This is a genomic window from Streptomyces sp. TLI_55 (assembly GCF_900206255.1).
GTDB lineage: Bacteria > Actinomycetota > Actinomycetes > Streptomycetales > Streptomycetaceae > Streptomyces > Streptomyces aquilus.
This window is the reverse complement of the sequence record NZ_OAOJ01000001.1, coordinates 6,519,546-6,542,144: the sequence shown is the minus strand read 5'-3', so window position 1 is coordinate 6,542,144 and position 22,599 is coordinate 6,519,546. Positions and strand designations below refer to the sequence as shown.

Below are 22,599 nucleotides of genomic sequence, written 5' to 3'. Positions count from 1 at the left end.
GGCGCTGGGAACTTCACCGGCATGGACCTTCCCGACGTAGGCATCCCGCCGCAGCTCGCCCGCCGGATGAGCATGGCGGAACAGCACGAGTACCTGCGCACCAAGCTGACCCGGCGGCGCACGCTGGTGACGGCGGGCGCGGTGGCCGGCGGCCTGCTGACCGGTTGCTCGGCGGACGGAAACGGTTCACCGGCCCGTACGGCGGCCTCCGCCTCCGCGTCCGCCACCGGCAAGGCGCCCGGCTCCGCCGTCGTCCCCTTCGGCCGCCACCTCGCCTTCGGCGCCGACCCGCGCACGCAGATGCGGATCTCGTGGCAGGTCCCGGCGGCCGTCCGCAAGCCGTACGTCCGGATCGGCGCCCGCCCCGACGACCTCGGCCGGAAGATCGAGGCGGAGGTCCGCGACCTGCACACCCCCGGCGTCACCGGCGTCCGCCCCACCCTCGACCAGTACTACGTGCACGCGGCCCTGGACGACCTGCTCCCCGGCACGACGTACTACTACGGCGTCGGCCACGACGGCCTCGACCCGGCCGCCCCCGGGCACCGCTCGACGATCGCGTCCTTCCGCACCGCGCCCACCCGCCCGGAGAAGTTCGTGTTCACGGCCTTCGGCGACCAGGGCGTGAGCAAGGCCGCCGCCGCCAACGACGACATCCTGCTGAAGCAGAACCCGGCTTTCCATCTGCACGCGGGCGACATCTGCTACGCCGACGTCAACGGGCGGGGCGAGAAGGCGGACGGCTACGACCCGGCGTACTGGGACCTGTTCCTGAAGCAGAACGAGCAGATCGCGCGGTCGGTGCCGTGGATGGTGACGACCGGGAACCACGACATGGAGGCCTGGTACTCCCCCGAGGGCTACGGCGGCCAGCTCGCCCGCTGGTCCCTCCCGGACAGCGGCTTCGACGCCCGCACGGCCCCGGGCGTGTACTCCTTCGTGTACGGCAACGTCGGCTTCGTGGCGCTGGACGCCAACGACGTGTCGTACGAGATCCCCGCCAACCTCGGCCACACGGGCGGGAAGCAGACGGCGTGGCTGGACGAGAAGCTCGGAGAGCTGCGCAAGGCCGTGGACTTCGTCGTCGTCTTCTTCCACCACTGCGCGTACTCGACCTCGGCACACGCCTCGGACGGCGGGGTGCGCGAGGAGTGGCTGCCGCTGTTCGCGAAGCACCAGGTGGACCTGGTGATCAACGGGCACAACCACGTCTACGAGCGGACCGACGCGATCAAGGGCGGCGAGGTGGGCCGGCGGGTGCCGATCGGCGCGTCGACCGATCCGACGCGGGACGGGATCGTGTACGTCACCGCGGGCGGGGGCGGCAAGGACCTGTACGGCTTCCCCGAGGGCGCCAAGGAGAGCTACGAGGGCCGGGTGCGCGACGTCGACTCCGTCGACACCTTCCAGTGGACGAAGTCACGGGCCACGAAGGCGGAGACGGTGGAGTGGTCGCGGGTGCGCTACCGGGGGTTCTCGCTGCTCAAGGTGGAGGCGGAGAGCGGCAGCGCGCCGCGGCTCAGGGTGTCGGCGCTCGCGCAGAACGGGGAGCGGATCGACCACTTCGAGGTGCGGCGCGGGGGGTGAGGCCCGCGCCGCACCCCGGTGCGGGTGCGGCTCCCGGATCTGTGGCGGTGACGCTTGCGGTGGCAGGCCTCAGTGGCCGGTCGAGCCGCCGTTGTCACGGCGGTCGAGGGCGCGCTGGAGGGCGGCCGCGGCGTTCTTGCGGTCGGACTCGCTCGTGCGGGAGGTGTGACGGACTCGACGGCGGGCGGTCGTCTCGGCCATGAGAAATCGACTCCTTCGAATGCATGAATGCATGGAGGCAACAGGGGAGTTGCGAGACGCCGGAAGGGGCGGGGAGCGGTGGGCCGCAGGGGTTGCCTGCACGGGCCCGGCTCACGACCGCCATTCGCTTGATCGAGCGAGACGTTCGGCTTCTACAAAGCTAAGGGAGGAGGCCGTGTCTGTCTCCACAATTACTCGGACTTCCTACTATCTGAGACGGTGGATTGGGTCACACCGCTCTGAGCTGGGGTTTCGCGGTGATCGCGGCGGGATGGGCATGGGCCCGCAGCTCGCGGACGAGCGCCCGTACGGCGGCCGTGCCGGCCAGCTCGGGGGTGGTGACGTAGCCGACCTCGCGGGTGGGCCGGTCGGCTCCGAGATCGGTGATCTGTGTCGAGTGCGGCGCTCCGGTGAGGGAGAGCGCGGGCATGATCGCCATTCCGAGACCGCTGCTCACCATCGAAAGCACCGCTCCGTCGTCCTCGGCGCGGACGGTCGCGGTGGGGATCCAGTCCTGGGCGGCCCACCAGGCGCGGGTGTAGGAGGAGCAGTTCTCCAGCCAGTCGACCAGGGGCAATGAGCGCGGGTCGGGGTGACCGGCCGGGTGCACCAGGGAGTACGGCTCCTCCAGGAGTACGTCCCCCACGAGCTCCGGCGGGATCGGGGTGCTGGTGCCGAAGGTGGCGATGCCGAGGTCGGCCCGCCCTTCCGCCACCGCGCCGGCGGTCCCCGGGCCGACCTCGCGGACGACGGTGACGGTCGGCCGCAACGCCGGGTGCCGGGCGGTGAGGCGTTCGAGCACGGGCGGGAGCAGATGGAGGGCGGCGCTGCGGAAGGCGGCGATGCGGAGCGGGCCGGCGACCTCGCCGGACGAGCCGCTGCGGGTCTCGGCGACCAGCACGTCGAGCATCCGCAGCACGCGCCGCCCATGGGAGACGGCCCGCGTCCCCGCCGGGGTCGGCCGGGCCCCGAACCGCCCCCGCTCGAACAGCACGACGCCCAGCTTGCGTTCGATGCCGCGCACGGCGTGGGAGACGGCGGACTGGGTGGTGCCGAGCCGGATCGCGGCGGCGGAGAAACCTCCCTCCTCGGCGACGGCGACGAGGACGCGCAGCTCCTGCGGAGCCAGATCGACGGCCGACGTGCGATCGCTGGTCGACGCGAGATCGCTGGTGCTCACTTCCGGGCTCCCCACCTGCGGCTATGAGGGCGGCTCATGGTTCCGCCCGTTGCATGAGCCCAACCCTCTGCCCGGCCGGGGCATTCCTCCGTACGTTCCCGCTCATGACCGACATCGCGCTCACCGTCCAGCAGACCGCCCGCCCCACCGGCTTCCCGACCCCGGACCACTTCCGCTTCGCGGAGTCCCCGGTGCCCGACCCGTCCCCCGGCACGGCGCTGGTCGAGAACCTCTTCTGGTCGGTCGACCCCTATCACCGCGAAATGATGGACGGCGACTTCGAGTTGAACGCCCCACTGGAGGGCCGCACGCTCGGCCGCGTCATAGCGTCCCGCACGCCCGAGCTGCCGGAGGGCGCGATCGTCTTCCACCGCCAGGGCTGGCGCACCCACGCCGCGGTCGGCCCGGAGAACGCCAGACGCGTCCCCGAGTACCAAGGCGTCCCGCTGTCGGCGCACTTGAGCGTGCTCGGCGGCACGGGCCTGACTGCGTACGTGGGGCTGACCAGGATCGCCGGGCTGCGCGAGGGCGACGACGTCTTCGTCTCCGCGGCGGCCGGCGGCGTCGGTACGGCGACGGGCCGCTTCGCCCGCCTCCTGGGCGCGGGCCGTCTGATCGGCAGCGCCGGTTCGGCCGCCAAGGTCCGCCATCTGACGGAACAGGTGGGCTATGACACGGCGTTCGACTACCACGAGGGCCCGGTGCGGGACCTGTTGGCTAAGGCGGCCCCGGACGGCATCGACGTCTTCGTGGACAACGTGGGCGGGGACCATCTGGCCGCGGCGATCGGCGCGCTCCGGGAACGCGGCCGGGTGGTCCGGGTCGGCACGGTCGGCCAGTACAACTCCCCGGGCACCACCCAGGCCCACTTCAACCATGCCGACGTGGTCGAGAAGAGCCTGCGCATCGAGGGCTTCCTGGTGAGCAACTACCGGGACGTACAGCAGGAGTTGGAGGAGTTCGCCGTCCCGCACCTCCAGCGCGGCACGCTCGCCCTCGACGAGACGGTGGTCGACGGCTTCGAACGGATCGTGGAGGCGTTCCTGCTGATGCTGCGGGGCGGCAACACGGGGAAGATCCTGGTGCGGGCGACCTAACCACTCAAAGACGCTTGACCGGTGCGGTGACCCGTGATGGACTGACCTAACCATCAAAAATAAATTAAGAGGTTAGACGCCATGGCCACCGCCCACCGCACCACCACCGTCCGCGGCCTCGACATCCACTACCGCGAGGCCGGTCCCGCCGACGCCCCGGTCCTCCTCCTGCTCCACGGCTTCCCCACCAGCTCGCACATGTTCCGCGAGCTGATCCCCCGCCTCGCCGACAGGTACCGCCTCATCGCCCCCGACCACATCGGCTTCGGCCGCTCGGCGGCCCCGGACGCCGCCGACTTCCCGTACACCTTCGCCGAACTCGCCGCCATCACCGGCGAGTTCACCGAGCAGCTCGGCATCGAGCGGTACGCGCTCTACATCCAGGACTACGGCGCCCCGATCGGCCTGCGGCTCGCCCTCGCCCACCCCGAGCGCGTCACGGCGATCGTCACGCAGAACGGCAACGCCTACGAGGAGGGGCTGGGCAAGGAGGCCTGGGCGCCGGTGCTCGCGCTGATCGCGGAGCGGACGCCGGAGACGGAGGCGCCGGTGCGCGAGATCAGCTCACCGGAGGGCATCAAGTGGCAGTACCTGCACGGCGTACCGGAGGAGTACCGGGCGCTCGTCGCGCCGGAGGCGTACGAGCACGACGCGGCGCTGATGGCGCGCCCCGGCCAGCCGGAGATCCAGCTCGACCTGATCTCCGACTACGGCTCCAACTTCGCCCTCTACCCGGCCTTTCACGAGTACTTCCGCACCAGCCAGGTCCCGCTCCTCGCCACCTGGGGTGCCCACGACGAGATCTTCGTCCCCGCCGGGGCCCTGGCCTTCCAGCGCGATCTCCCCAAGGCCGAGATCCATCTGCTCCCCACGGGCCACTTCGCCCTGGAGACCCACGCCGCTCAGATCGCGGACCTCATGCGGGGCTTCCTGGACCGGCACCTGCTGCCCACAGGATGACCGAAGGGGCCGGACAACAGCCCGGCCCCTTCCGTCACCTGACGTGACGTCAGCCCATGTGCGGGTACGTGTAGTCGGTCGGCGGGACCAGCGTCTCCTTGATGGCGCGGGTCAGGGTCCAGCGCATCAGGTTCTGCGGGGCGCCCGCCTTGTCGTTGGTGCCGGAGGCGCGGCCGCCACCGAAGGGCTGCTGGCCGACGACGGCGCCAGTGGACTTGTCGTTGATGTAGAAGTTGCCGGCCGCGTAGCGGAGCTTCTCCATCGTGTACGCCGCCGCCGCGCGGTCGGACGAGATCACCGAGCCGGTCAGGGCGTAGTCGGACGCCGACTCCATCTGGGTCAGCATCTCGTCGTACTTGTCGTCCTCGTAGACGTACACCGCGAGGAACGGGCCGAAGTACTCGGTCGTGAAGACCTCGTTCTCCGGGTCGGAGCACTCGACGACGGTCGGGCGGACGAAGTAGCCGACCGAGTCGTCGTACGAACCGCCCGCGACGATCGTGCAGGTGGGGTCCGCCTTGGCGCGGTCGATGGCCGCCTTGTTCTTGGCGAACGCGCGCTCGTCGATGACCGCGCCGATGAAGTTCGACAGGTCGGTGACGTCACCCATGGTCAGGTAGTCGACCTCGGCCGCGAACTCCTCCTTGAAGCCGGAGTTCCAGATCGACGCCGGGATGTAGGCGCGGGAGGTGGCGCTGCACTTCTGGCCCTGGTACTCGAAGGCACCGCGGGTCAGGGCGGTCTTGAGGATCGCCTTGTCGGCGCTCGGGTGGGCGACGACGAAGTCCTTGCCGCCGGTCTCGCCGACCAGACGCGGGTAGGAGCGGTACTTCTCGATGTTGTTGCCGACCGTCTTCCACAGGTACTGGAAGGTCTTGGTGGAGCCGGTGAAGTGGATGCCCGCGAGGTCGCGGTGCTCCAGCGCGACCTTCGACACCTCGATGCCGTCACCCGTGACCAGGTTGATGACGCCCTTCGGCAGGCCCGCCTCCTCCAGGAGCTGCATCAGCAGCACGGCGGCGTGGGTCTGGGTCGGGGACGGCTTCCACACGACCACGTTGCCCATCAGCGCGGGCGCGGTGGGCAGGTTGCCCGCGATGGCCGTGAAGTTGAACGGCGTGATCGCGTAGACGAAGCCTTCGAGCGGGCGGTGGTCGAGACGGTTCCAGACGCCCGGGGAGTTCGCCGGGGGCTGCTCGGCGAGCAGATCGCGGGCGTACTTGACGTTGAAGCGCCAGAAGTCGACGAGCTCACAGGGGGTGTCGATCTCGGCCTGCTGGGCGGTCTTGGACTGGCCCAGCATGGTGGAGGCCGCGAGGGTCTCGCGCCACGGGCCGGCCAGCAGCTCGGCCGCGCGCAGGATGATCGCGGCACGGTCGTCGAAGGACATCGCGCGCCAGGCGGGCGCGGCGGCGAGGGCCGCGTCGATCGCGTCCTGGGCGTCCTGCTGGGTGGCGTTGGCGTACGTGCCGAGGCGGGCCTTGTGGTTGTGCGGCTGCACGACGTCGAAGCGCTCACCGCCGCCCATCCGCTTCTCGCCGCCGATGGTCATCGGCAGGTCGATCGGGTTGTCGGCCAGCTCCTTGAGCTTGGCCTCCAGGCGGGCACGCTCGGGCGAGCCGGGGGCGTAGCCGTGCACCGGCTCGTTGACGGGGGTGGGGACCTGGGTCACAGCGTCCATGAGATCCGTAACTCCTTGAACTTGAGCGGGTGTTCGAGCGGGGGTGCGGGCTCAGCCCTTGCTGACCATGCTGCGGACGAAGAAGCGCAGGTTCGCCGGCTTCTCCGCGAGCCGCCGCATGAAGTAGCCGTACCAGTCGGTGCCGTAGGCGGTGTAGACGCGCATGCGGTGGCCCTCGGCGGCGAGGCGCAGGTGCTCGTCGCCGCGGATGCCGTACAGCATCTGGAACTCGTACTCGTCGAGCTTGCGGCCGGCCTGGCGGGCGAGTTCCTGGGCGATGGAGATGAGGCGCGGGTCGTGGGAGCCGATCATCGGGTACCCCTCGCCCTCCATCAGAGTCTTGAGGATGCGGACGTACGCCTTGTCGATCTCGTGCTTCTGCTGGTAGGCGACCTCGGCGGGCTCCTTGTAGGCGCCCTTCACGAGCCGGACGCGGCTGCCGGCCTCGGCGAGGCGGCGGGCGTCGGCCTCGGTGCGGAAGAGGTAGGCCTGGATGACGCAGCCGGTCTGCGGGAAGTCCTTCCGCAGCTCCTCGTGGATGGCGAACATCGAGTCGAGGGTGGTGTGGTCCTCGGCGTCGAGGGTCACGGTCGTCCCGATGGCGGCGGCGGCCTCGACGACGGGACGGACGTTGGCGAGCGCGAGCTCGTGGCCGCCGTCCAGCGCCTGCCCGAACATCGACAGCTTGACGGACATCTCGACCCGCTCGCCGAGCCCGAGGTCGCGCAGCCGGTCGACCAGCGCGAGGTAGGCGTCACGGGCGGCGTAGGCCTGCTCGGGGGTGGTGATGTCCTCGCCGACGACGTCCATCGTCAGTTCGAGGCCCTGGTCGGTGAGGCTCTCGATGATCGGTACGACGTCGTCGACGGTCTCGCCGGGGATGAAGCGGTCGACGACCTGCTTGGTCACCGGCATCGCCGAAATCAGACGTCGCATCCTGTCGCTGCGCGACGCGGCGAGAATCACGGGACCCAGCACGGGGCACCTCCACAAACCAGCAGGAACATGCCGCTGTCCCACAACGCGGGTACGGCACGGAGAACCACCGTGAAACCTAAGGATCCCTCCGATCGTCGACCATCGACAGCTGTCACGCATCCGTGCCGCAGATCTCAGACAGATGTATGAAGGGGCTGCGATCGTGCGGGAGAATGCGGGGGTGACCGCGGATTACAAAGGTGACTATCAGGAGCTGGTCGACGAGATCTCGGAGCTCCTGGGCGTCCCGGCGACCCTGGAGAACCGCGACTTCGAGCTGATCGCCTTCGGGGCCTACGACAGTGAGGGCGACCTCGATCCCTCGGCCCTGGACCCGGTCCGCACCCGCTCGATCCTGACCCGGCGTTCGACGACCGCCGTCCGGACCTGGTTCGAGGGCTTCGGCATCACCCGCGCGACCGGCCCGGTCCGCATCCCGCCGACCCCGGAGGCGGGCGTCCTTCGCGGACGGATCTGTCTCCCCGTACGCCATCGGGGTGTCGTCCTCGGATACGTCTGGCTGCTGGAGTCCGACCCCGGGCCCACCGACGCCCAGCTGACCGCCGCCATGGAGGTGACCGTCCGCATCGGCGCGCTGCTCGCGGACGAGGCGCAGCACGGGGCGGATCTCAGCCGGGAGCTGCGGGCGGTGCTGACCGCCGAGCGCGGCTGGCAGGGCGACATGGCGGTGGCGGCGCTGCGTACGGCCCTCGGCCCGCGCGGCGACGGCCCGCACGCGGTGGTGTGCGTCGCCCCGTGGCCGTCCGCCGACCCCGACGACGCCCCGTCGGCCCGTACGGTCCCGCACACGACGGCGCTGTGCACGGTGCCGTGGGGCGCCACGGCCCAGAGCCTCGCGCTGCTGGTCCGACTCCGTTCACCGGAGGCACGGACTCCTGCGCTGACGGCGGCACAGCGGCTCCTAGGAGAAACCGATACCGGGGTCGCGCGCGCCGCCGGTGTCGGCGAACCCCGCACGAACCTGGCCGACCTGCCGGCGGCCTGGCAGGAGGCCTCGGCCTCGGCCCGCGCGGCCCTGGCGGAACCGGCGCTGGGCCCGATCGCGCACTGGTCCGCCATCGGCCCCTACCGCATGCTCACCGCGCTCCCCGCGGACACGGCCCACGACCCCGCCGTACGCCCCCTCCTCTCCCCCGCCCACCGCGACCTCGCCCGCACCGCCGAGACGTACCTCGACTGCGCGGGCCAGGCGGGCCGCACGGCGGCGGCCCTGGGCATCCACCGGCAGACCCTCTACTACCGCCTCTCCCGGGTCGAGCAGCTGACCGGCCTCGACCTGGACGACGGCGAGGACCGGCTGCTGCTGCACATGGCGTTGAAGGGGGCGCGGCTCTAGGCGAGCGACCGACGGGCGGATCAGCCCCGCTCGGCGCCCTGGATCACCTGGCGGAGCCCCTCCGTGAGCGCGTCGGCGTCGGGCGCGTTCTTGGGGTCGAAGATCCACTGGGTGATGAGGCCCGTCATCAGGGTCGTGTAGAACCTTCCGAGGGTGTCGCGCGTCCCGTCCTGGACGTCCTCCTCCGGCACGCCCATGAAGAGCGAGACGAGAGCCCGTTCGGCCTCCCGCTGCTGCTGCGCCAAATGGTCGCGCACGGCGGGCAGTTGATCCCCCATCGCCACGATCTCCACACTGAGGCGCCACATCGAACCGGGCCCCTGCATGGTGCCGATGATGTTCGACCACACCTCCCGGAACCGCTCGATCGAACCGGGCGGCGCCACGATCCCCGCCGCATCGCCGTCGAAGGCCTCGGAGAGGTCCCCCACCAGCGCCAGGTACGCCTCCGCGAGCAACGCGTCCTTCGAGCCGTAGTGGTAGCCGATCGAGGCCAGGTTGGTCCCCGACTCCTTGACGATGTCGCGCGCGGTGGTGCGCGCGAAGCCCTTGGCCAGCAGGCAGCGCTTGGCGCCTTCGAGCAGATCCTCACGGTGTCCCATGCGCCCAACTCTATCTAGACAAGCGATTTACACAAGCGTCATAGACAAGCGTTTAAGACGTGCGTATAGTCGCTGCCATGACGAACTCGACGAGCACCAACTCCCGCGCCGGACGCCGGGAATGGACCGCACTCGGCGTGCTGATGCTCCCGCTGCTGCTGGTCTCGATGGACGTCTCCGTCCTCTACTTCGCGATCCCGTCGATCAGCGCGGACCTGGAGCCGTCCGGCACCCAGCAGCTGTGGATCTTCGACATCTACGCGTTCGTGCTGGCCGGTCTGCTGATGACGATGGGCTCGCTGGGCGACCGCATCGGACACCGCCGGCTGCTCCTGATCGGCGCCACCGCGTTCGGCGCCGCCTCCCTGCTCGCGGCGTACGCGAACAGCGCCGAGACCCTGATCGCGGCCCGCGCGGTCCTCGGCATCGGCGGTGCGACCCTGATGCCCTCGACGATGGCGCTGCTGCGCACGATGTTCACCGACCCCGGCCAGCGCGCGAAGGCGATCGGCCTGTGGTCCGGCGTGATGACGGCCGGCATCGCGCTGGGCTCGGTGATGAGCGGGGTGCTCGTCGAGTACTTCTGGTGGGGCTCGGTCTTCCTGGTCAACCTGCCCGCGATGGCGCTGCTGCTGGTGCTCGGCCCGCTCCTGCTCCCGGAGTCCCGCAACCCGGCGACGGGCCGCTTCGACTGGCTGAGCGTCCCGCTGTCCATGGCGGCCGTGCTCCCCGTGATCTACGGCCTGAAGGAGATCCCCTCCGAGGGCTGGAACGTCCGCTACGTCGTCTCGATCACCGTCGGCCTGCTCTTCGCGGCCCTGTTCGTCCACCGCCAGCGCACCACGGCCTCCCCGATGATCGACCCGGCCCTGTTCCGCAACCGCGGCTTCGCCCCCTCCGTCGCGCTGAACCTCGTCTCGGCGTTCGGGATCATGGGGTCGGCCTACTTCACCACGCAGTATCTGCAGTCGGTGCTCGACAAGAGCGCCCTGGAGGCGGCGCTGTGGGCGCTGCTGCCGTCGGTGCCGATCGGGGCGGCGGCGCCGGTGGCGACGAGCCTGGTCCAGAAGGGTGTGGCCCGCGCCCGGGTCGTCACCGCGGGCTTCGTGATCGCCGCGGCCGGGTTCGTGGTGCTGGCCTTCGCCGGTACGGACTCGCTGTGGCTGGTGCTGACCGCGTGCGCGGTGCTGGCGGTCGGCGGGGTCGTGGTGATGTCCCAGATCATGGACCTGGCCATGGGCGCGGCCCCGGCCGACCGGGCGGGCACCGCGTCCTCCCTGATGGAGACCGGCTCGGAGTTCGGCGGCGCGCTGGGCATGGCACTGCTCGGCTCGATCGGTACGGCCGTCTACCGCCACGAGATGCCGGCTTCGGCCCCGGACGCGGCCCGCGAGACCCTGGGCGGAGCGCTGGCGGTGGCCGACCGGGTACCCGGCCTCGCGACGGTGGCCCGGGAGGCGTTCACCAGCGGGATGCAGGGGGCGGCGATCGGCGGGGCGGTGTTCCTGACGCTGGCCGCGGTGGTGGCGGCGTTCGCGCTGCGGGGAGTGGAGGAGCGGGAGCCGGTGCGGGAGCCGGAGAAGGCGTCTGTCTGACGGAACCAAAAAGGCGGGGCGCGCTGAGGATCGGTCCTCAGCGCGCCCCGCCTTGTGCTTGGTACGTCAGACCAGGTTCACCGCACGAGCCGACGTGGCGCCGATCTCCTCGGCCACCTCGGCGAGAACGCCCGCCGGGACCGTGTCGTCGACGGTCAGGACGGCCAGCGCCTCGCCGCCGGCGACGGCACGCGACACCTGCATGCCGGCGATGTTGATGCCCGCCTCGCCGAAGACGCGGCCCACGGTGCCGACGACGCCGGGACGGTCCTCGTACTTGAGGACGACCATGTGGTCGGCGAGCGCCAGGTCGACGTCGTAGTCGCCGACCGCCACGATCTTCTGGAGGTGCTTCGGACCGGCCAGCGTGCCGGAGACCGACACCTCCTCGCCGCTGCCGAGCGTGCCGCGCACGGTGACCACGTTGCGGTGGTCGGCCGACTCGGAGCTGGTCGTCAGCCGCACCTCGACGCCGCGCTCCTGGGCGAACAGCGGGGCGTTGACGTACGAGACGGTCTCGTCGACGACGTCCTCGAAGACACCCTTGAGGGCGGAGAGCTCCAGCACCTTCACGTCGTGCTGGGTGATCTCGCCGTACACCTCGACGTCCAGGCGGACCGCCACCTCGCCGGCGAGGGCGGTGAAGATCCGGCCGAGGCGCTCGGCGAGCGGGAGGCCCGGCTTGACGTCCTCGGCGATGACACCGCCCTGGACGTTGACCGCGTCCGGCACGAGCTCACCGGCAAGCGCGAGACGCACGGATCGCGCCACCGCGATACCGGCCTTCTCCTGGGCCTCGTCGGTGGAGGCACCGAGGTGCGGGGTGCAGACGACCTGGTCGAGCTCGAAGAGCGGGGAGTCCGTGCAGGGCTCCTTCGCGTACACGTCGAGACCGGCGCCGGCGACGCGGCCCTCCTTGAGGGCGGAGAACAGGGCGGCCTCATCGACGATGCCACCGCGCGCGGCGTTGACGATCCGGACGCTCGGCTTGACCTTGTGCAGGGCCTCGTCGCCGATGAGACCGAGGGTCTCGGGGGTCTTGGGGAGATGCACGGTGATGAAGTCGGAGACCTCGAGCAGCTCGTCCAGCGACAGCACCTTGACGCCCATCTGCGCGGCGCGCGCGGGCTGCACGTAGGGGTCGTAGGCGACGACCTTCATGCCGAAGGCGGACATGCGCTGGGCGACCAGCGCGCCGATGCGGCCCAGACCCACGACACCGAGGGTCTTCTCGGCGAGCTCGACGCCCGTGTACTTGCTGCGCTTCCACTCGCCGTTCTTCAGGGCGGTGTTGGCCTGCGGAATGTGGCGGGCCGTGGCGAGCAGCAGACCGCAGGCCAGCTCGGCGGCGGTCACGATGTTGGAGGTCGGGGCGTTGACGACCATCACGCCGGCCTTGGTGGCGGCGGAGACGTCCACGTTGTCCAGGCCGACGCCGGCTCGCGCGACGACCTTCAGCTTGCGCGCCGCGGCGATCGCCTCGGCGTCCACCTTGGTGGCGGAGCGGATCAGGATCGCGTCGACGTCGGCGATGGCGGGCAGCAGCTCGGCGCGGTCCGCGCCGTTGCACTGCCGGATCTCGAAGTCGGGGCCAAGCGCGTCGACGGTCGCGGGCGACAGCTCTTCAGCGATGAGTACGACAGGTTTCGAGCTCACGTGAGTCCTCACATGTCCAATGCGGACGGCCGTCCCGACGGCCGCAGGCGGTGGAGGGTTGCTAGCCGCGTGGAAGACGCACGACGCTGTGGGCCTGACGCGTATGTGTGCAGCAGTGTAGTGGCGCGAGTGATGGGCTTTTACGCCGCTGCGGAAGGATCACCCGTCCGTGGCCGGACAGGTTGGACAACGGGGCCGGAGCATGCCGCTCCGGCCCCGTCGGTCGAGGACTTACGCCTCCTCGTCGACCCAGCTCATCAGCTTGCGCAGCTGCTTGCCGGTGGTCTCCAGGAGGTGCTCGGAGTCCGCGGTCTTGTACTCGTTGTACTTCTTCAGACCGCCGTGGTACTCGGCCATCCACTCACGCGCGAAGGTGCCGTCCTGGATCTCGGCGAGGACCTTCTTCATCTCGGCCTTGGTGGCGTCGGTGATGATCCGCGGGCCGGTGACGTAGTCGCCCCACTCGGCGGTCTCGGAGACGGACCAGCGCATCTTCTCCAGGCCGCCCTCGTACATGAGGTCGACGATCAGCTTCAGCTCGTGCAGGCACTCGAAGTAGGCGATCTCCGGCTGGTAGCCCGCCTCGACGAGGGTCTCGAAGCCGGCCTTCACCAGGGCGGCGGTACCACCGCAGAGGACGGCCTGCTCACCGAACAGGTCGGTCTCGGTCTCCTCGGTGAAGGTCGTCTTGATGACGCCCGCGCGGGTGCCACCGATGCCCTTGGCGTACGACAGCGCCAGCGCGAAGCCGTTGCCGGTCGCGTCCTGCTCGACGGCCACGATGCAGGGGACGCCGCGACCCTCCTCGTACTGACGACGCACGAGGTGACCCGGGCCCTTGGGGGCGACCATGCACACGTCGACGCCGGCCGGGGGCTTGATGAAGTCGAAGCGGATGTTCAGGCCGTGGCCGAAGAACAGCGCGTCGCCGTCCTTCAGGTTCGGGGCGATGGACTCCTCGTAGACCTGGGCCTGGATCGGGTCCGGGACCAGGATCATGATGACGTCGGCCTCGGCGGCGGCCTCCGCCGGCGTCACCACGCGCAGGCCCTGCTCCTCGGCCTTGGCCTTGGACTTGGAGCCCTCGTGCAGACCGACTCGGACGTCGACGCCCGAGTCACGGAGCGACAGCGCGTGGGCGTGGCCCTGGCTGCCGTAACCGATGACCGCGACCTTGCGGCCCTGGATGATGGACAGGTCGGCGTCGGCGTCGTAGAACAGCTCGGCCACTTTGGGTTCTCTCCTTGAGTGCAGGTGTTGCGTCCCACCGTATGACGGCGGGATGAAGTGAAGTCTCGGGGTCTCGCTATACGGGCGGCCGGCCGGCCGCCCGTACGCAGCGTCAGGCGGATCGGTCGAGCGCGCGCAGCGACCGGTCGGTGATCGACCGCGCGCCGCGGCCGATCGCGATGGTGCCGGACTGGACGAGCTCCTTGATGCCGAACGGCTCCAGCATCTTCAGCATGGCCTCCAGCTTGTCGCTGCCGCCGGTGGCCTCGATGGTGACGGCCTCGGGGGAGACGTCGACGGTCTTGGCGCGGAACAGCTGGACGATCTCGACGATCTGCGAGCGCGTCTCGTTGTCGGCGCGCACCTTCACCAGAACGAGTTCACGCTGAACGGCGCTCGACGGCTCCAGCTCGACGATCTTGAGGACCTCGACGAGCTTGTTGAGCTGCTTGGTGACCTGCTCGAGGGGCAGCGCGTCGACGCTCACCACGATCGTGATGCGGGAGATGTCGGCGTGCTCGGTGACCCCGACCGCGAGCGAGTCGATGTTGAAGCCGCGGCGGGAGAACAGGGCCGCGATGCGGGCCAGGATGCCGGGCTTGTTCTCCACCAGGACGGAGAGCGTGTGCTTGGACATGATCTTTTACGTCTCTCTCGCTCAGTCGTCTTCGCTGTCGCCGAAGTCGGGGCGGACGTCCCGGGCGGCCATGATCTCGTCGTTGGAGGTGCCGGCGGCGACCATCGGCCACACCATGGCGTCCTCGTGGACGATGAAGTCGATGACGACCGGGCGGTCGTTGATGGAGTTCGCCTCTTCGATGACCTTGTCGAGGTCGGCGGGGTCCTCGCAGCGGATCGCGTAGCAGCCCATGGCCTCCGACAGCTTCACGAAGTCGGGGACGCGGGTGCCGCGGGCGTCCGGGTTGACGTCGTCGGGGCCGCTGTGGAGCACGGTGTTGGAGTACCGCTGGTTGTAGAAGAGGGTCTGCCACTGGCGGACCATCCCGAGGGCGCCGTTGTTGATGACGGCGACCTTGATCGGGATGTTGTTCAGGGCGCAGGTGGTGAGCTCCTGGTTGGTCATCTGGAAGCAGCCGTCGCCGTCGATCGCCCAGACCGTCCGGTCCGCTGCGCCGGCCTTGGCGCCCATCGCGGCCGGGACCGCGTAGCCCATGGTTCCGGCGCCGCCGGAGTTCAGCCAGGTCGCGGGCTTCTCGTACTGGATGTAGTGCGCGGCCCACATCTGGTGCTGGCCGACGCCCGCGGCGAAGATCGTGCCCTCCGGGGCGAGTTGACCGATGCGCTCGATGACCTGCTGCGGCGACAGCTGCCCGTTCTCGGGGTGCTCGTAGCCCAGCGGGTAGGTCTCGCGCCAGCGGTTGAGGTCCTTCCACCAGGCGGTGTAGTCGCCCTGGTGACCCTCGCTGTGCTCCTTCTGCACGGCCTGGACGAGGTCGGCGATGACCTCGCGGGCGTCACCGACGATCGGCACGTCCGCGGCGCGGTTCTTGCCGATCTCCGCGGGATCGATGTCGGCGTGGACGATCTTGGCGTACGGGGCGAAGCTGTCCAGCTTGCCGGTGACGCGGTCGTCGAAGCGGGCTCCGAGGGCGACGATCAGGTCGGCCTTCTGCAGCGCGGTGACGGCGGTGACCGCACCGTGCATGCCCGGCATTCCCACGTGCAGCGGGTGGCTGTCGGGGAATGCGCCGAGCGCCATCAGGGTGGTGGTGACGGGCGCTCCGGTGAGCTCGGCGAGAACCTTGAGCTCGGCGGTGGCCTGTGCCTTGATGACACCGCCACCGACGTAGAGGACGGGCCGCTTGGCGGCCGTGATGAGCTTGGCGGCCTCGCGGATCTGCTTGGCGTGCGGCTTGGTCACCGGGCGGTAGCCCGGGAGGTCCATGACCGGCGGCCAGGAGAACGTGGTCTGCGCCTGGAGGGCGTCCTTGGCGATGTCGACCAGGACCGGGCCGGGACGGCCGGTGGAGGCGATGTGGAACGCCTGCGCGATGGTGCGCGGGATGTCCTCGGCCTTGGTGACCAGGAAGTTGTGCTTGGTGATCGGCATCGTGATGCCGACGATGTCCGCCTCCTGGAAGGCGTCCGTGCCGATCGACTTGGAGGCCACCTGCCCGGTGATCGCCACGAGCGGCACCGAGTCCATGTGGGCGTCCGCGATCGGGGTGACCAGGTTGGTCGCGCCCGGGCCCGAGGTCGCCATGCAGACGCCGACCTTGCCGGTGGCCTGCGCGTAACCCGTGGCCGCGTGACCGGCGCCCTGCTCGTGGCGGACCAGGACGTGGCGCACGCGGGTGGAGTCCATCAGCGGGTCGTACGCCGGAAGGATCGCACCGCCGGGGATACCGAATACCGTCTCGGCGCCGACCTCCTCGAGAGAGCGGATGAGGGACTTCGCACCCGTGACGTGCTCGGGTGCGGACTGCTGTCCTCCGGATCGGGGCCGCGGCTGCGGATGGTGGGCCCCGGTGGCCTGCTCGGTCATCGTCAGTCTCTTCTCGATGCTGAGGGTTTTTGCGAGGTTCGTACGGTTTGAGCGGCTCTACGCTCGGTGCCTGTGCAACAAAAAACCCCTCGTGCCGTAAGGCAAGCGAGGGGAGCGCGCCGGGAGTGGTCGCTGAGCGGTCGAGGGCTCAGCTTCAGCCGACGCGCTTTCCAAGTACGAGAATTCGGGTGCGCATGGCACTGACCCTCCCCCCGGCGCACACCACGTGTCAAGTGGGTGGGACGGGAGTCTCATTATGTGAGCGAAGGGCACTTCCGCCTCCGAGGACAGCGGTACCGCCCCCGAGGACGGCCGTCACACCACTGGTGACCCCACTTGTGTACACCCCCGCGCCACCGCCCGCGAACGCCGGCTCGGCCGGTCCGTGCGGCACCGGGAAGTGGCCGGAAGTGAGCGCCCGGCGCAGCCGGTACTCGTCCAGTGGCCCGGAGAACGCCATCCCCTGGCCGTGTGTGCAGCCCATCGCCCGCAGCGCCACGACCTGCTCCGGCAGGTCCACCCCGTCGGCCACGGACTGCAGTCCCAGATCGCCGGCGATCCTGAGCAGCCCGCTGGTGATCTTGTGCAGCCGCGCGGACTCCACGACCCCGTCGACCAGGCTGCGGTCGAGCTTGAGCACGTCCACGGGGAGTCTGCGCAGGGCCGTGATGGCCGCGTAGCCGCTGCCGAACCCGTCGAGCGCGATCCGGACACCGAGCCTGCGCAGCGCCGCCAGGCGGCGCTCCAGCTCGTCCAGGGAGACTCGGGGGTCGGTCTCGGACAGCTCGATCATCAGCGATCCGGACGGCAGTCCGTGCCGGGTCAGCAGCCCCTCGATCGAGCCGGGCGGCAGCGAGCGGTCCAGAAGCCGGCGGGCGCTCATCCGGACCGTCACCGGCACGGACACCCCGGTCCCGGTCCGCTCGGCGGCCTGCGCCACCGCCTCTTCGAGCATCCAGCGGCCCAGCTCGGCGGCCCTGTCACCGTCCTCGGCGACCCGCAGGAACTCGGCGGGCGTGAACAGGACGCCCTGTGAGGAACGCCAGCGCGCCTGGGCGGCGACCGAGGTGATCCGGCCGTCCTCCAGACACACCACCGGCTGGTGCAGCAGCGCGAACTCGCCGTCGTGCAGCGCGGCCCGCAGCCGGGTGGCCAGTTCCGCCTTGCGTACGACGTCCTGCTGCATCTGGGGCGCGTACAGCTCGACGCGGCCCTTTCCGGCCGACTTGGCGCGGTACATCGCGAGGTCGGCGTTGCGCAGGATCTCGCCCGCGCCCAGGCCCGGCTCGGAGAAGGCGACGCCGATGGAGGCGGCGACCCGGACATCGTTGCCGTCGATGAGGTAGGGCTGGGAGAGCGTGATCCTGAGCCGGTCGGCGAGCTCCAGGATGTGGCGTTCGCGCGCGGAGCGGTCGCGGGTGCCGTCGCCGACGATCAGGGCCGCGAACTCGTCGCCGCCCAGCCGGGAGGCGGTGTCGCCGTAGCGGACCGCGTCCTGGAGTCTGCGGGCGGCCTGCACGAGCAGTTCGTCGCCGGCCTGATGCCCGATCGTGTCGTTGACGGCCTTGAAGCCGTCCAGGTCGATGAAGAGGACGGCGGTGCCGCGGTCGGAGGAGCGACGGCCGGAGAGTGCCTGCTGGACGCGCTTGGTGAACAGGGCGCGGTTGGGCAGGTCGGTGAGCGGGTCGTGCTCGGCGTTGTGCTGGAGCTGCGCCTGGAGGCGCACTCTTTCGGTCACGTCCCGGCTGTTGAAGATGAGGCCGCCGTGGTGGCGGTTGACGGTGGACTCGACGTTGAGCCAGCCTCCGTCGCCCGACTTGAAGCGGCACTCTATGCGGGTGGTGGGCTCCTCCAGCGGGCTGGCGGCGAGGAAGCGGCGCACCTCGTGCACCACGCAGCCCAGGTCCTCGGGGTGGATGAGATTGGCCAGTTCCGTACCCACGAGTTCCTCGGCGGGGCGTCCGTAGACCCCGGCGGCGGCCGGGGAGACGTACCGGAGGATGCCGTTGGGCGCGGCGATCATGATGACGTCGCTGGAGCCCTGCACCAGGGAGCGGAAGTGGCTCTCCTTCTGGGCCAGTTCCTGGGTGAGGGTGATGTTGTCGAGCAGCATGATGCCCTGGCGCACCACGAGGGCGAGGACGACGGTGCCGCAGGTGAGCAGGACGACGCGGTCGACGCTGCGGCCGTTGAGCACGTTGTAGAGGATGCCGAGGGTGCAGACGGCGGCGGCGAGGTAGGGCGTGAGGGCGGCCAGGGAGCCGGCGATGGGGCGGGCGGCCGGGTACCGGCTGTGATCGCCTCCCGGTGCCGGTGCCGGTGCGGGCGGGTGGTGGTGGATGCCGCCGCGCTGCCTCGGCAGGTGTTCGTGGACCACGCGCGTGTGCGGCCCGTCGTCCGGGTGTCCGTGCCGGGGCGTGGCCCAGGGGGCGTAGGCGAGGAGCAGCGAGCCGGCGAACCAGCCCGCGTCCAGCAGCTGGCCCGAGCGGTAGTCGTTGTGCAGCAGCGGCGAGGTGAACAGGGCGTCGCACATGACGGTCAGGGCGAGGGCGCCGATCGCGGTGTTGACCGCGGAGCGGTTCATCGCCGAGCGCCGGAAGTGCAGCGCGAGCACCATGCTGACCAGGGCGATGTCGAGGAGCGGGTACGCCAGCGAGAGCGCGGTGTGCGCGACGCTCGGCCCCTCGGACTTCGCCGCCTGGGCGAGCGCGAGGCTCCACGACAGCGTGAGCAGTGAGCCGCCGATCAGCCAGGCGTCGAGCGCGAGACAGACCCAACCGGCCTTCGTCACCGGCCGTTTGGCGAGGACCAGCAGGCCCACGATGGCGGGCGGCGCGAAGCACAGGAAGAAGCCGTCGGCGTAGCTCGGGCTCGGCACGGGCCGCTCCAGGACGACCTCGTACCACCCCCAGACGAGGTTGCCGAGGGAGGCCATGACCGAGGAGAGTGCGAACAGCATCCAGGCCGGTCGAAAGCGGATGCGGCGTCGACGGGCGTAGAGGAAACAGGACACGGCGGCGACGCCCGCCGCGGCGCTCAGCCCGAAGTCACCCATGATCAGGGCGAGTTCGTCCGAACCCCAGCCGAGCGCGGCACCGACGGCGTATCCCGCGCAGATCAGGGCCAGGACGAGTTGGCGGGCCAGGCTCGCCCCACCGCCGGCGGACGGCGGGCGGGACAGCAGCACCCCTGGCGCAGGCCGGTCCCGCAGCGCTCCGTTGAGGGTGGTCGTGGGGGGCGGCGGCGAGGTCACCGGACCCTCCAGGTCCGCTGTGCCCCGGGGTCCCGTGGCTCCCGAGTCGCTGGGTGCGCATGCCTTTTGCGGCCGCTGTGCCTGCGGTGGTGATGGCTGTGCCGGCCGTTGTGGCTGCCGTGGTGACCGCGTCTGCGCGCGGCCGTGTGCCAGGGTCGCCGCCGGCTGCCCTGCCGCGTCGGATCGTTCGTCCATAGGCCGTGCATCGCCCGTCGCCCCCCTCACAGTCTGAAATGTCCATCCCCGGCGCCGAACGGTGCGCGGCGCAGCCCCTGTCGGGACGATACACCAGTCTCGTCACTCAGGGACATAGTTCCTCTACGCTCCGTGACGACCAGCGGCGTTGCGACCACGGACCGCGTCCGTGAGGTTGCGGAGGGTACCGGAAGCGGATGACGCGCTTGTTGCCCGGAGCGCTCAGGCCCTTGTGGGGCCCGTCGTAAGGATCACGTTGCGCAGGGGCTCCTGGTTCACGAAACGCCCCAACTGGTCCACCAGCAACCGTTTTGCACGCGGCAGGAAGGCGGACGTCGGCCCGCCGACGTGCGGGCTGATGAGCACGCCGGGCGCCTGCCAGAGGGGGTGCCCCTTGGGCAGGGGCTCGGGGTCGACGACGTCCAGGGCGGCGGTGAGGCGACCGGTCTCCAGCTCGGCGAGGAGCGCCTCGGTGTCGACGACGCCTCCGCGCGCGACGTTCACGAGGAGGGCGCCGTCCTTCATCCGGGCCAGGAACCCGGCGTTCACCAGGCCACGGGTGGAGTCGTCGAGCGGTGTGGAGAGGATGACGACGTCCGCGTCGGGGAGCAGGGCGGGCAGGTCGGTGAGCGGGTGCACCGGCCCGCGCGCCGTGGTGCGCGCGGAGCGCGCGACGCGCGCCACCCGCGCGACCTCGAACGGCACGAGCCGGTCCTCGATCGCGGCGCCGATGGAGCCGTACCCGACGATGAGCACGTTCTTGTCGGCGAGGGCGGGGTGGAAGTCGCCCTGCCAGTGCTCCTGTTGCTGGGCCCGTACGAAGCCGGGGATGCCGCGCAGAGAGGCGAGGGTCAGGGTGAGGGCGAGCTCGGCGGTGCTGGCCTCGTGCACTCCGCGCGCGTTGCACAGCCGTACGCCGGGGGCGATGTCGGACAGCTGTGCCATGACGTCGTCGACGCCGGCGGTGAGCGTCTGGACGAGCTGGAGGTTCCGCATCTCCTTCAGCGGGCGGACCTTGACGGGCTGCCGCTTCATGTACGGCACGACGTAGACGACGCAGTCGGCCGGGTCGCCCGGGAACTCCTGCTCCCCTGTCTCACCCCCGTCCCAGAACAGGTAGTCGGGGCCCTCGGGGAGACCCGCGATCTCGTCCGGCGGGATGGGAAGCCACACGTCAGCGCTCATGGTCACGAGGCTATGTCAGGTGCGTGAGGGCGCAGAGGTTAGGTTGTGGGGTGCCGGAAGAGGAGGGTCACGAGCAGGTGGAGCGCAGGACGATCGGCGCGGGGGCACTCGCGGTGGGGGCCGTCGGACTCGGCTGTATGCCGATGAGCTGGGCGTACAGCGCGTCACGGCAGCGGGGCGAGGAGTCGCTGCGGGCCGTGCACACAGCGCTCGACGCGGGCACGACGCTCCTGGACACGGCCGACATGTACGGCCCGTTCACCAATGAGCTGCTGGTGGGGCGGGTGTTGAAGGAGCGGCGCGCGGACGCGTTCGTGTCGACCAAGGTCGGCCTGCTGGTGGGCGAGCAGCACATCGTGGCCAACGGCCGCCCTGGGTACGTGAAGCGGGCGTGCGACGCCTCGCTGCGGCGCCTGCAGACCGATGTCATCGACCTCTACCAGCTGCATCGCGCGGACCCCGAGGTCCCGGTCGAGGAGACCTGGGGCGCGATGGCGGAGCTGGTGCGGGCCGGGAAGGTGCGGGCGCTGGGCTTCTGCGCGATGGGAGCGCGCGGTGGCCGCCGCTCCGGGGCCCACCTGTACGACGCGACGGTCAGGCAGCTCCAGCGGGTGCAGCAGGTCTTCCCGGTGAGCGCGGTGGAGGCGGAGCTCTCGGTGTGGTCGCCGGAGGCGCTGGAGTCCCTGCTGCCGTGGTGCGAGGCCCGGGGCATCGGCTTCCTGGCGGCGATGCCGCTGGGCAACGGCTTCCTGACCGGCACGCTGACGCCCGGCGAGGGCTTCGAGCCGGACGACCTGCGTGCCCGGCACCCCCGTTTCACCGCGGAGATGATGGCCGCCAACCAGCCGATCATCGCGGGCCTGCGCCGCACGGCGGCTCGCCACGGCGAGCACGTCACGCCCGCCCAGGTGGCCCTGGCGTGGGTCCTGGCCCAGGGCCCCCACGTGATCCCGGTCCCGGGCACGAAACAGGAACGGTGGGCACGGGAGAACGCCGGGGCGGCGACACTGCGGCTGACGGCCCAGGACCTGACGGAGGTCCGGGAACTGCCGGGCGCGCTGGGGTCGTGGGACTGAGGCGCGTGGGGGCGCGGGGGCCGGCCTGAGAGGGCGGCGGACCCAGTGGCGGGGCAGGCCTGGCAGTCCGCCCGCGAGGGCGACGGCGCCCGGTGGCGGAGCAGGCCCGGCAGCCGACCGGAGCGTGGCCGCACCCGCTGCGCGGGGCACACCCGGCAGCCGACCGGGGAGGGCGCCGGGATCCGGCGCGCGCCGCACACCCCGCAACCGACCTAAGAGCACAGCCGGACCCGCTGCCTGGCGCGGCAGCCGACCCAAGA

The 22,599-nt window shown here is 70.7% G+C and carries 17 protein-coding genes; 6 read left to right on the top strand and 11 right to left on the bottom strand.

Annotated features, from left to right (window positions below):
* Positions 1 to 21 precede the first annotated feature (21 nt).
* Positions 22 to 1,587 (top strand): purple acid phosphatase family protein, encoded by a 1,566-nt coding sequence (locus CRP56_RS30270; RefSeq protein ID WP_097269337.1) that lies wholly within the window; start codon positions 22 to 24, stop codon positions 1,585 to 1,587.
* Between the two features lie 69 nt (positions 1,588 to 1,656).
* Here CRP56_RS30270 and CRP56_RS48545 read toward each other — a convergent pair whose 3' ends face one another.
* On the bottom strand, positions 1,657 to 1,788 hold the full coding sequence (locus CRP56_RS48545) for a hypothetical protein (RefSeq protein WP_020121043.1): 132 nt from the start codon (positions 1,786 to 1,788) through the stop codon (positions 1,657 to 1,659).
* Positions 1,789 to 2,017: 229 nt separating this feature from the next.
* On the bottom strand, positions 2,018 to 2,968 hold the full coding sequence (locus CRP56_RS30260) for a LysR family transcriptional regulator (protein ID WP_097269335.1): 951 nt from the start codon (positions 2,966 to 2,968) through the stop codon (positions 2,018 to 2,020).
* A 104-nt stretch (positions 2,969 to 3,072) separates the two neighbouring features.
* Between CRP56_RS30260 and CRP56_RS30255 the strand changes: the two genes are divergently transcribed.
* Positions 3,073 to 4,065: an NADP-dependent oxidoreductase gene (locus CRP56_RS30255; RefSeq protein ID WP_097269333.1), complete on the top strand. Its 993-nt coding sequence runs from the start codon at positions 3,073 to 3,075 to the stop codon at positions 4,063 to 4,065.
* Positions 4,066 to 4,146: 81 nt separating this feature from the next.
* A complete protein-coding gene (locus CRP56_RS30250) occupies positions 4,147 to 5,025 on the top strand; it encodes an alpha/beta fold hydrolase (protein WP_097269331.1) in 879 nt (292 codons plus the stop codon).
* Positions 5,026 to 5,074: 49 nt separating this feature from the next.
* Here CRP56_RS30250 and pruA read toward each other — a convergent pair whose 3' ends face one another.
* Positions 5,075 to 6,706, bottom strand: coding sequence for an L-glutamate gamma-semialdehyde dehydrogenase (gene pruA, locus CRP56_RS30245; protein ID WP_097269329.1), 1,632 nt, complete (start codon positions 6,704 to 6,706; stop codon positions 5,075 to 5,077).
* 51 nt (positions 6,707 to 6,757) lie between these two features.
* On the bottom strand, positions 6,758 to 7,684 hold the full coding sequence (locus tag CRP56_RS30240) for a proline dehydrogenase family protein (protein WP_097269327.1): 927 nt from the start codon (positions 7,682 to 7,684) through the stop codon (positions 6,758 to 6,760).
* A 142-nt stretch (positions 7,685 to 7,826) separates the two neighbouring features.
* Here CRP56_RS30240 and CRP56_RS30235 point away from each other — a divergent pair, with 142 nt between their 5' ends.
* The gene (locus tag CRP56_RS30235) at positions 7,827 to 9,041 is read left to right on the top strand and encodes a PucR family transcriptional regulator (RefSeq protein ID WP_179851166.1); all 1,215 of its coding nucleotides are present in this window, start codon (positions 7,827 to 7,829) and stop codon (positions 9,039 to 9,041) included.
* A gap of 20 nt (positions 9,042 to 9,061) precedes the next feature.
* Here CRP56_RS30235 and CRP56_RS30230 read toward each other — a convergent pair whose 3' ends face one another.
* Positions 9,062 to 9,643: a TetR/AcrR family transcriptional regulator gene (locus tag CRP56_RS30230; RefSeq protein WP_097269324.1), complete on the bottom strand. Its 582-nt coding sequence runs from the start codon at positions 9,641 to 9,643 to the stop codon at positions 9,062 to 9,064.
* Between the two features lie 77 nt (positions 9,644 to 9,720).
* Here CRP56_RS30230 and CRP56_RS30225 point away from each other — a divergent pair, with 77 nt between their 5' ends.
* The gene (locus CRP56_RS30225; RefSeq protein WP_179851165.1) at positions 9,721 to 11,238 is read left to right on the top strand and encodes an MFS transporter; all 1,518 of its coding nucleotides are present in this window, start codon (positions 9,721 to 9,723) and stop codon (positions 11,236 to 11,238) included.
* A 66-nt stretch (positions 11,239 to 11,304) separates the two neighbouring features.
* Here CRP56_RS30225 and serA read toward each other — a convergent pair whose 3' ends face one another.
* From serA to CRP56_RS30195, 6 genes are all read right to left on the bottom strand, one after another.
* Positions 11,305 to 12,894 carry a phosphoglycerate dehydrogenase gene (gene serA, locus CRP56_RS30220; protein ID WP_097269321.1) on the bottom strand — a complete coding sequence of 530 codons (1,590 nt, stop codon included), beginning with the start codon at positions 12,892 to 12,894 and terminating at the stop codon, positions 11,305 to 11,307.
* A gap of 231 nt (positions 12,895 to 13,125) precedes the next feature.
* Positions 13,126 to 14,124, bottom strand: coding sequence for a ketol-acid reductoisomerase (gene ilvC / locus CRP56_RS30215; protein ID WP_097269320.1), 999 nt, complete (start codon positions 14,122 to 14,124; stop codon positions 13,126 to 13,128).
* 112 nt (positions 14,125 to 14,236) lie between these two features.
* Positions 14,237 to 14,761 (bottom strand): acetolactate synthase small subunit, encoded by a 525-nt coding sequence (gene ilvN / locus CRP56_RS30210; RefSeq protein WP_097269318.1) that lies wholly within the window; start codon positions 14,759 to 14,761, stop codon positions 14,237 to 14,239.
* Positions 14,762 to 14,782: 21 nt separating this feature from the next.
* Complete coding sequence (locus tag CRP56_RS30205) at positions 14,783 to 16,630, bottom strand: acetolactate synthase large subunit (protein WP_097269317.1); 1,848 nt, start codon at positions 16,628 to 16,630, stop codon at positions 14,783 to 14,785.
* 229 nt (positions 16,631 to 16,859) lie between these two features.
* Complete coding sequence (locus tag CRP56_RS30200; protein WP_179851164.1) at positions 16,860 to 19,883, bottom strand: putative bifunctional diguanylate cyclase/phosphodiesterase; 3,024 nt, start codon at positions 19,881 to 19,883, stop codon at positions 16,860 to 16,862.
* Between the two features lie 417 nt (positions 19,884 to 20,300).
* Positions 20,301 to 21,263, bottom strand: coding sequence for a 2-hydroxyacid dehydrogenase (locus CRP56_RS30195; RefSeq protein WP_179851163.1), 963 nt, complete (start codon positions 21,261 to 21,263; stop codon positions 20,301 to 20,303).
* Between the two features lie 77 nt (positions 21,264 to 21,340).
* Between CRP56_RS30195 and CRP56_RS30190 the strand changes: the two genes are divergently transcribed.
* The gene (locus CRP56_RS30190; RefSeq protein WP_097269311.1) at positions 21,341 to 22,339 is read left to right on the top strand and encodes an aldo/keto reductase; all 999 of its coding nucleotides are present in this window, start codon (positions 21,341 to 21,343) and stop codon (positions 22,337 to 22,339) included.
* Positions 22,340 to 22,599 lie beyond the last annotated feature (260 nt).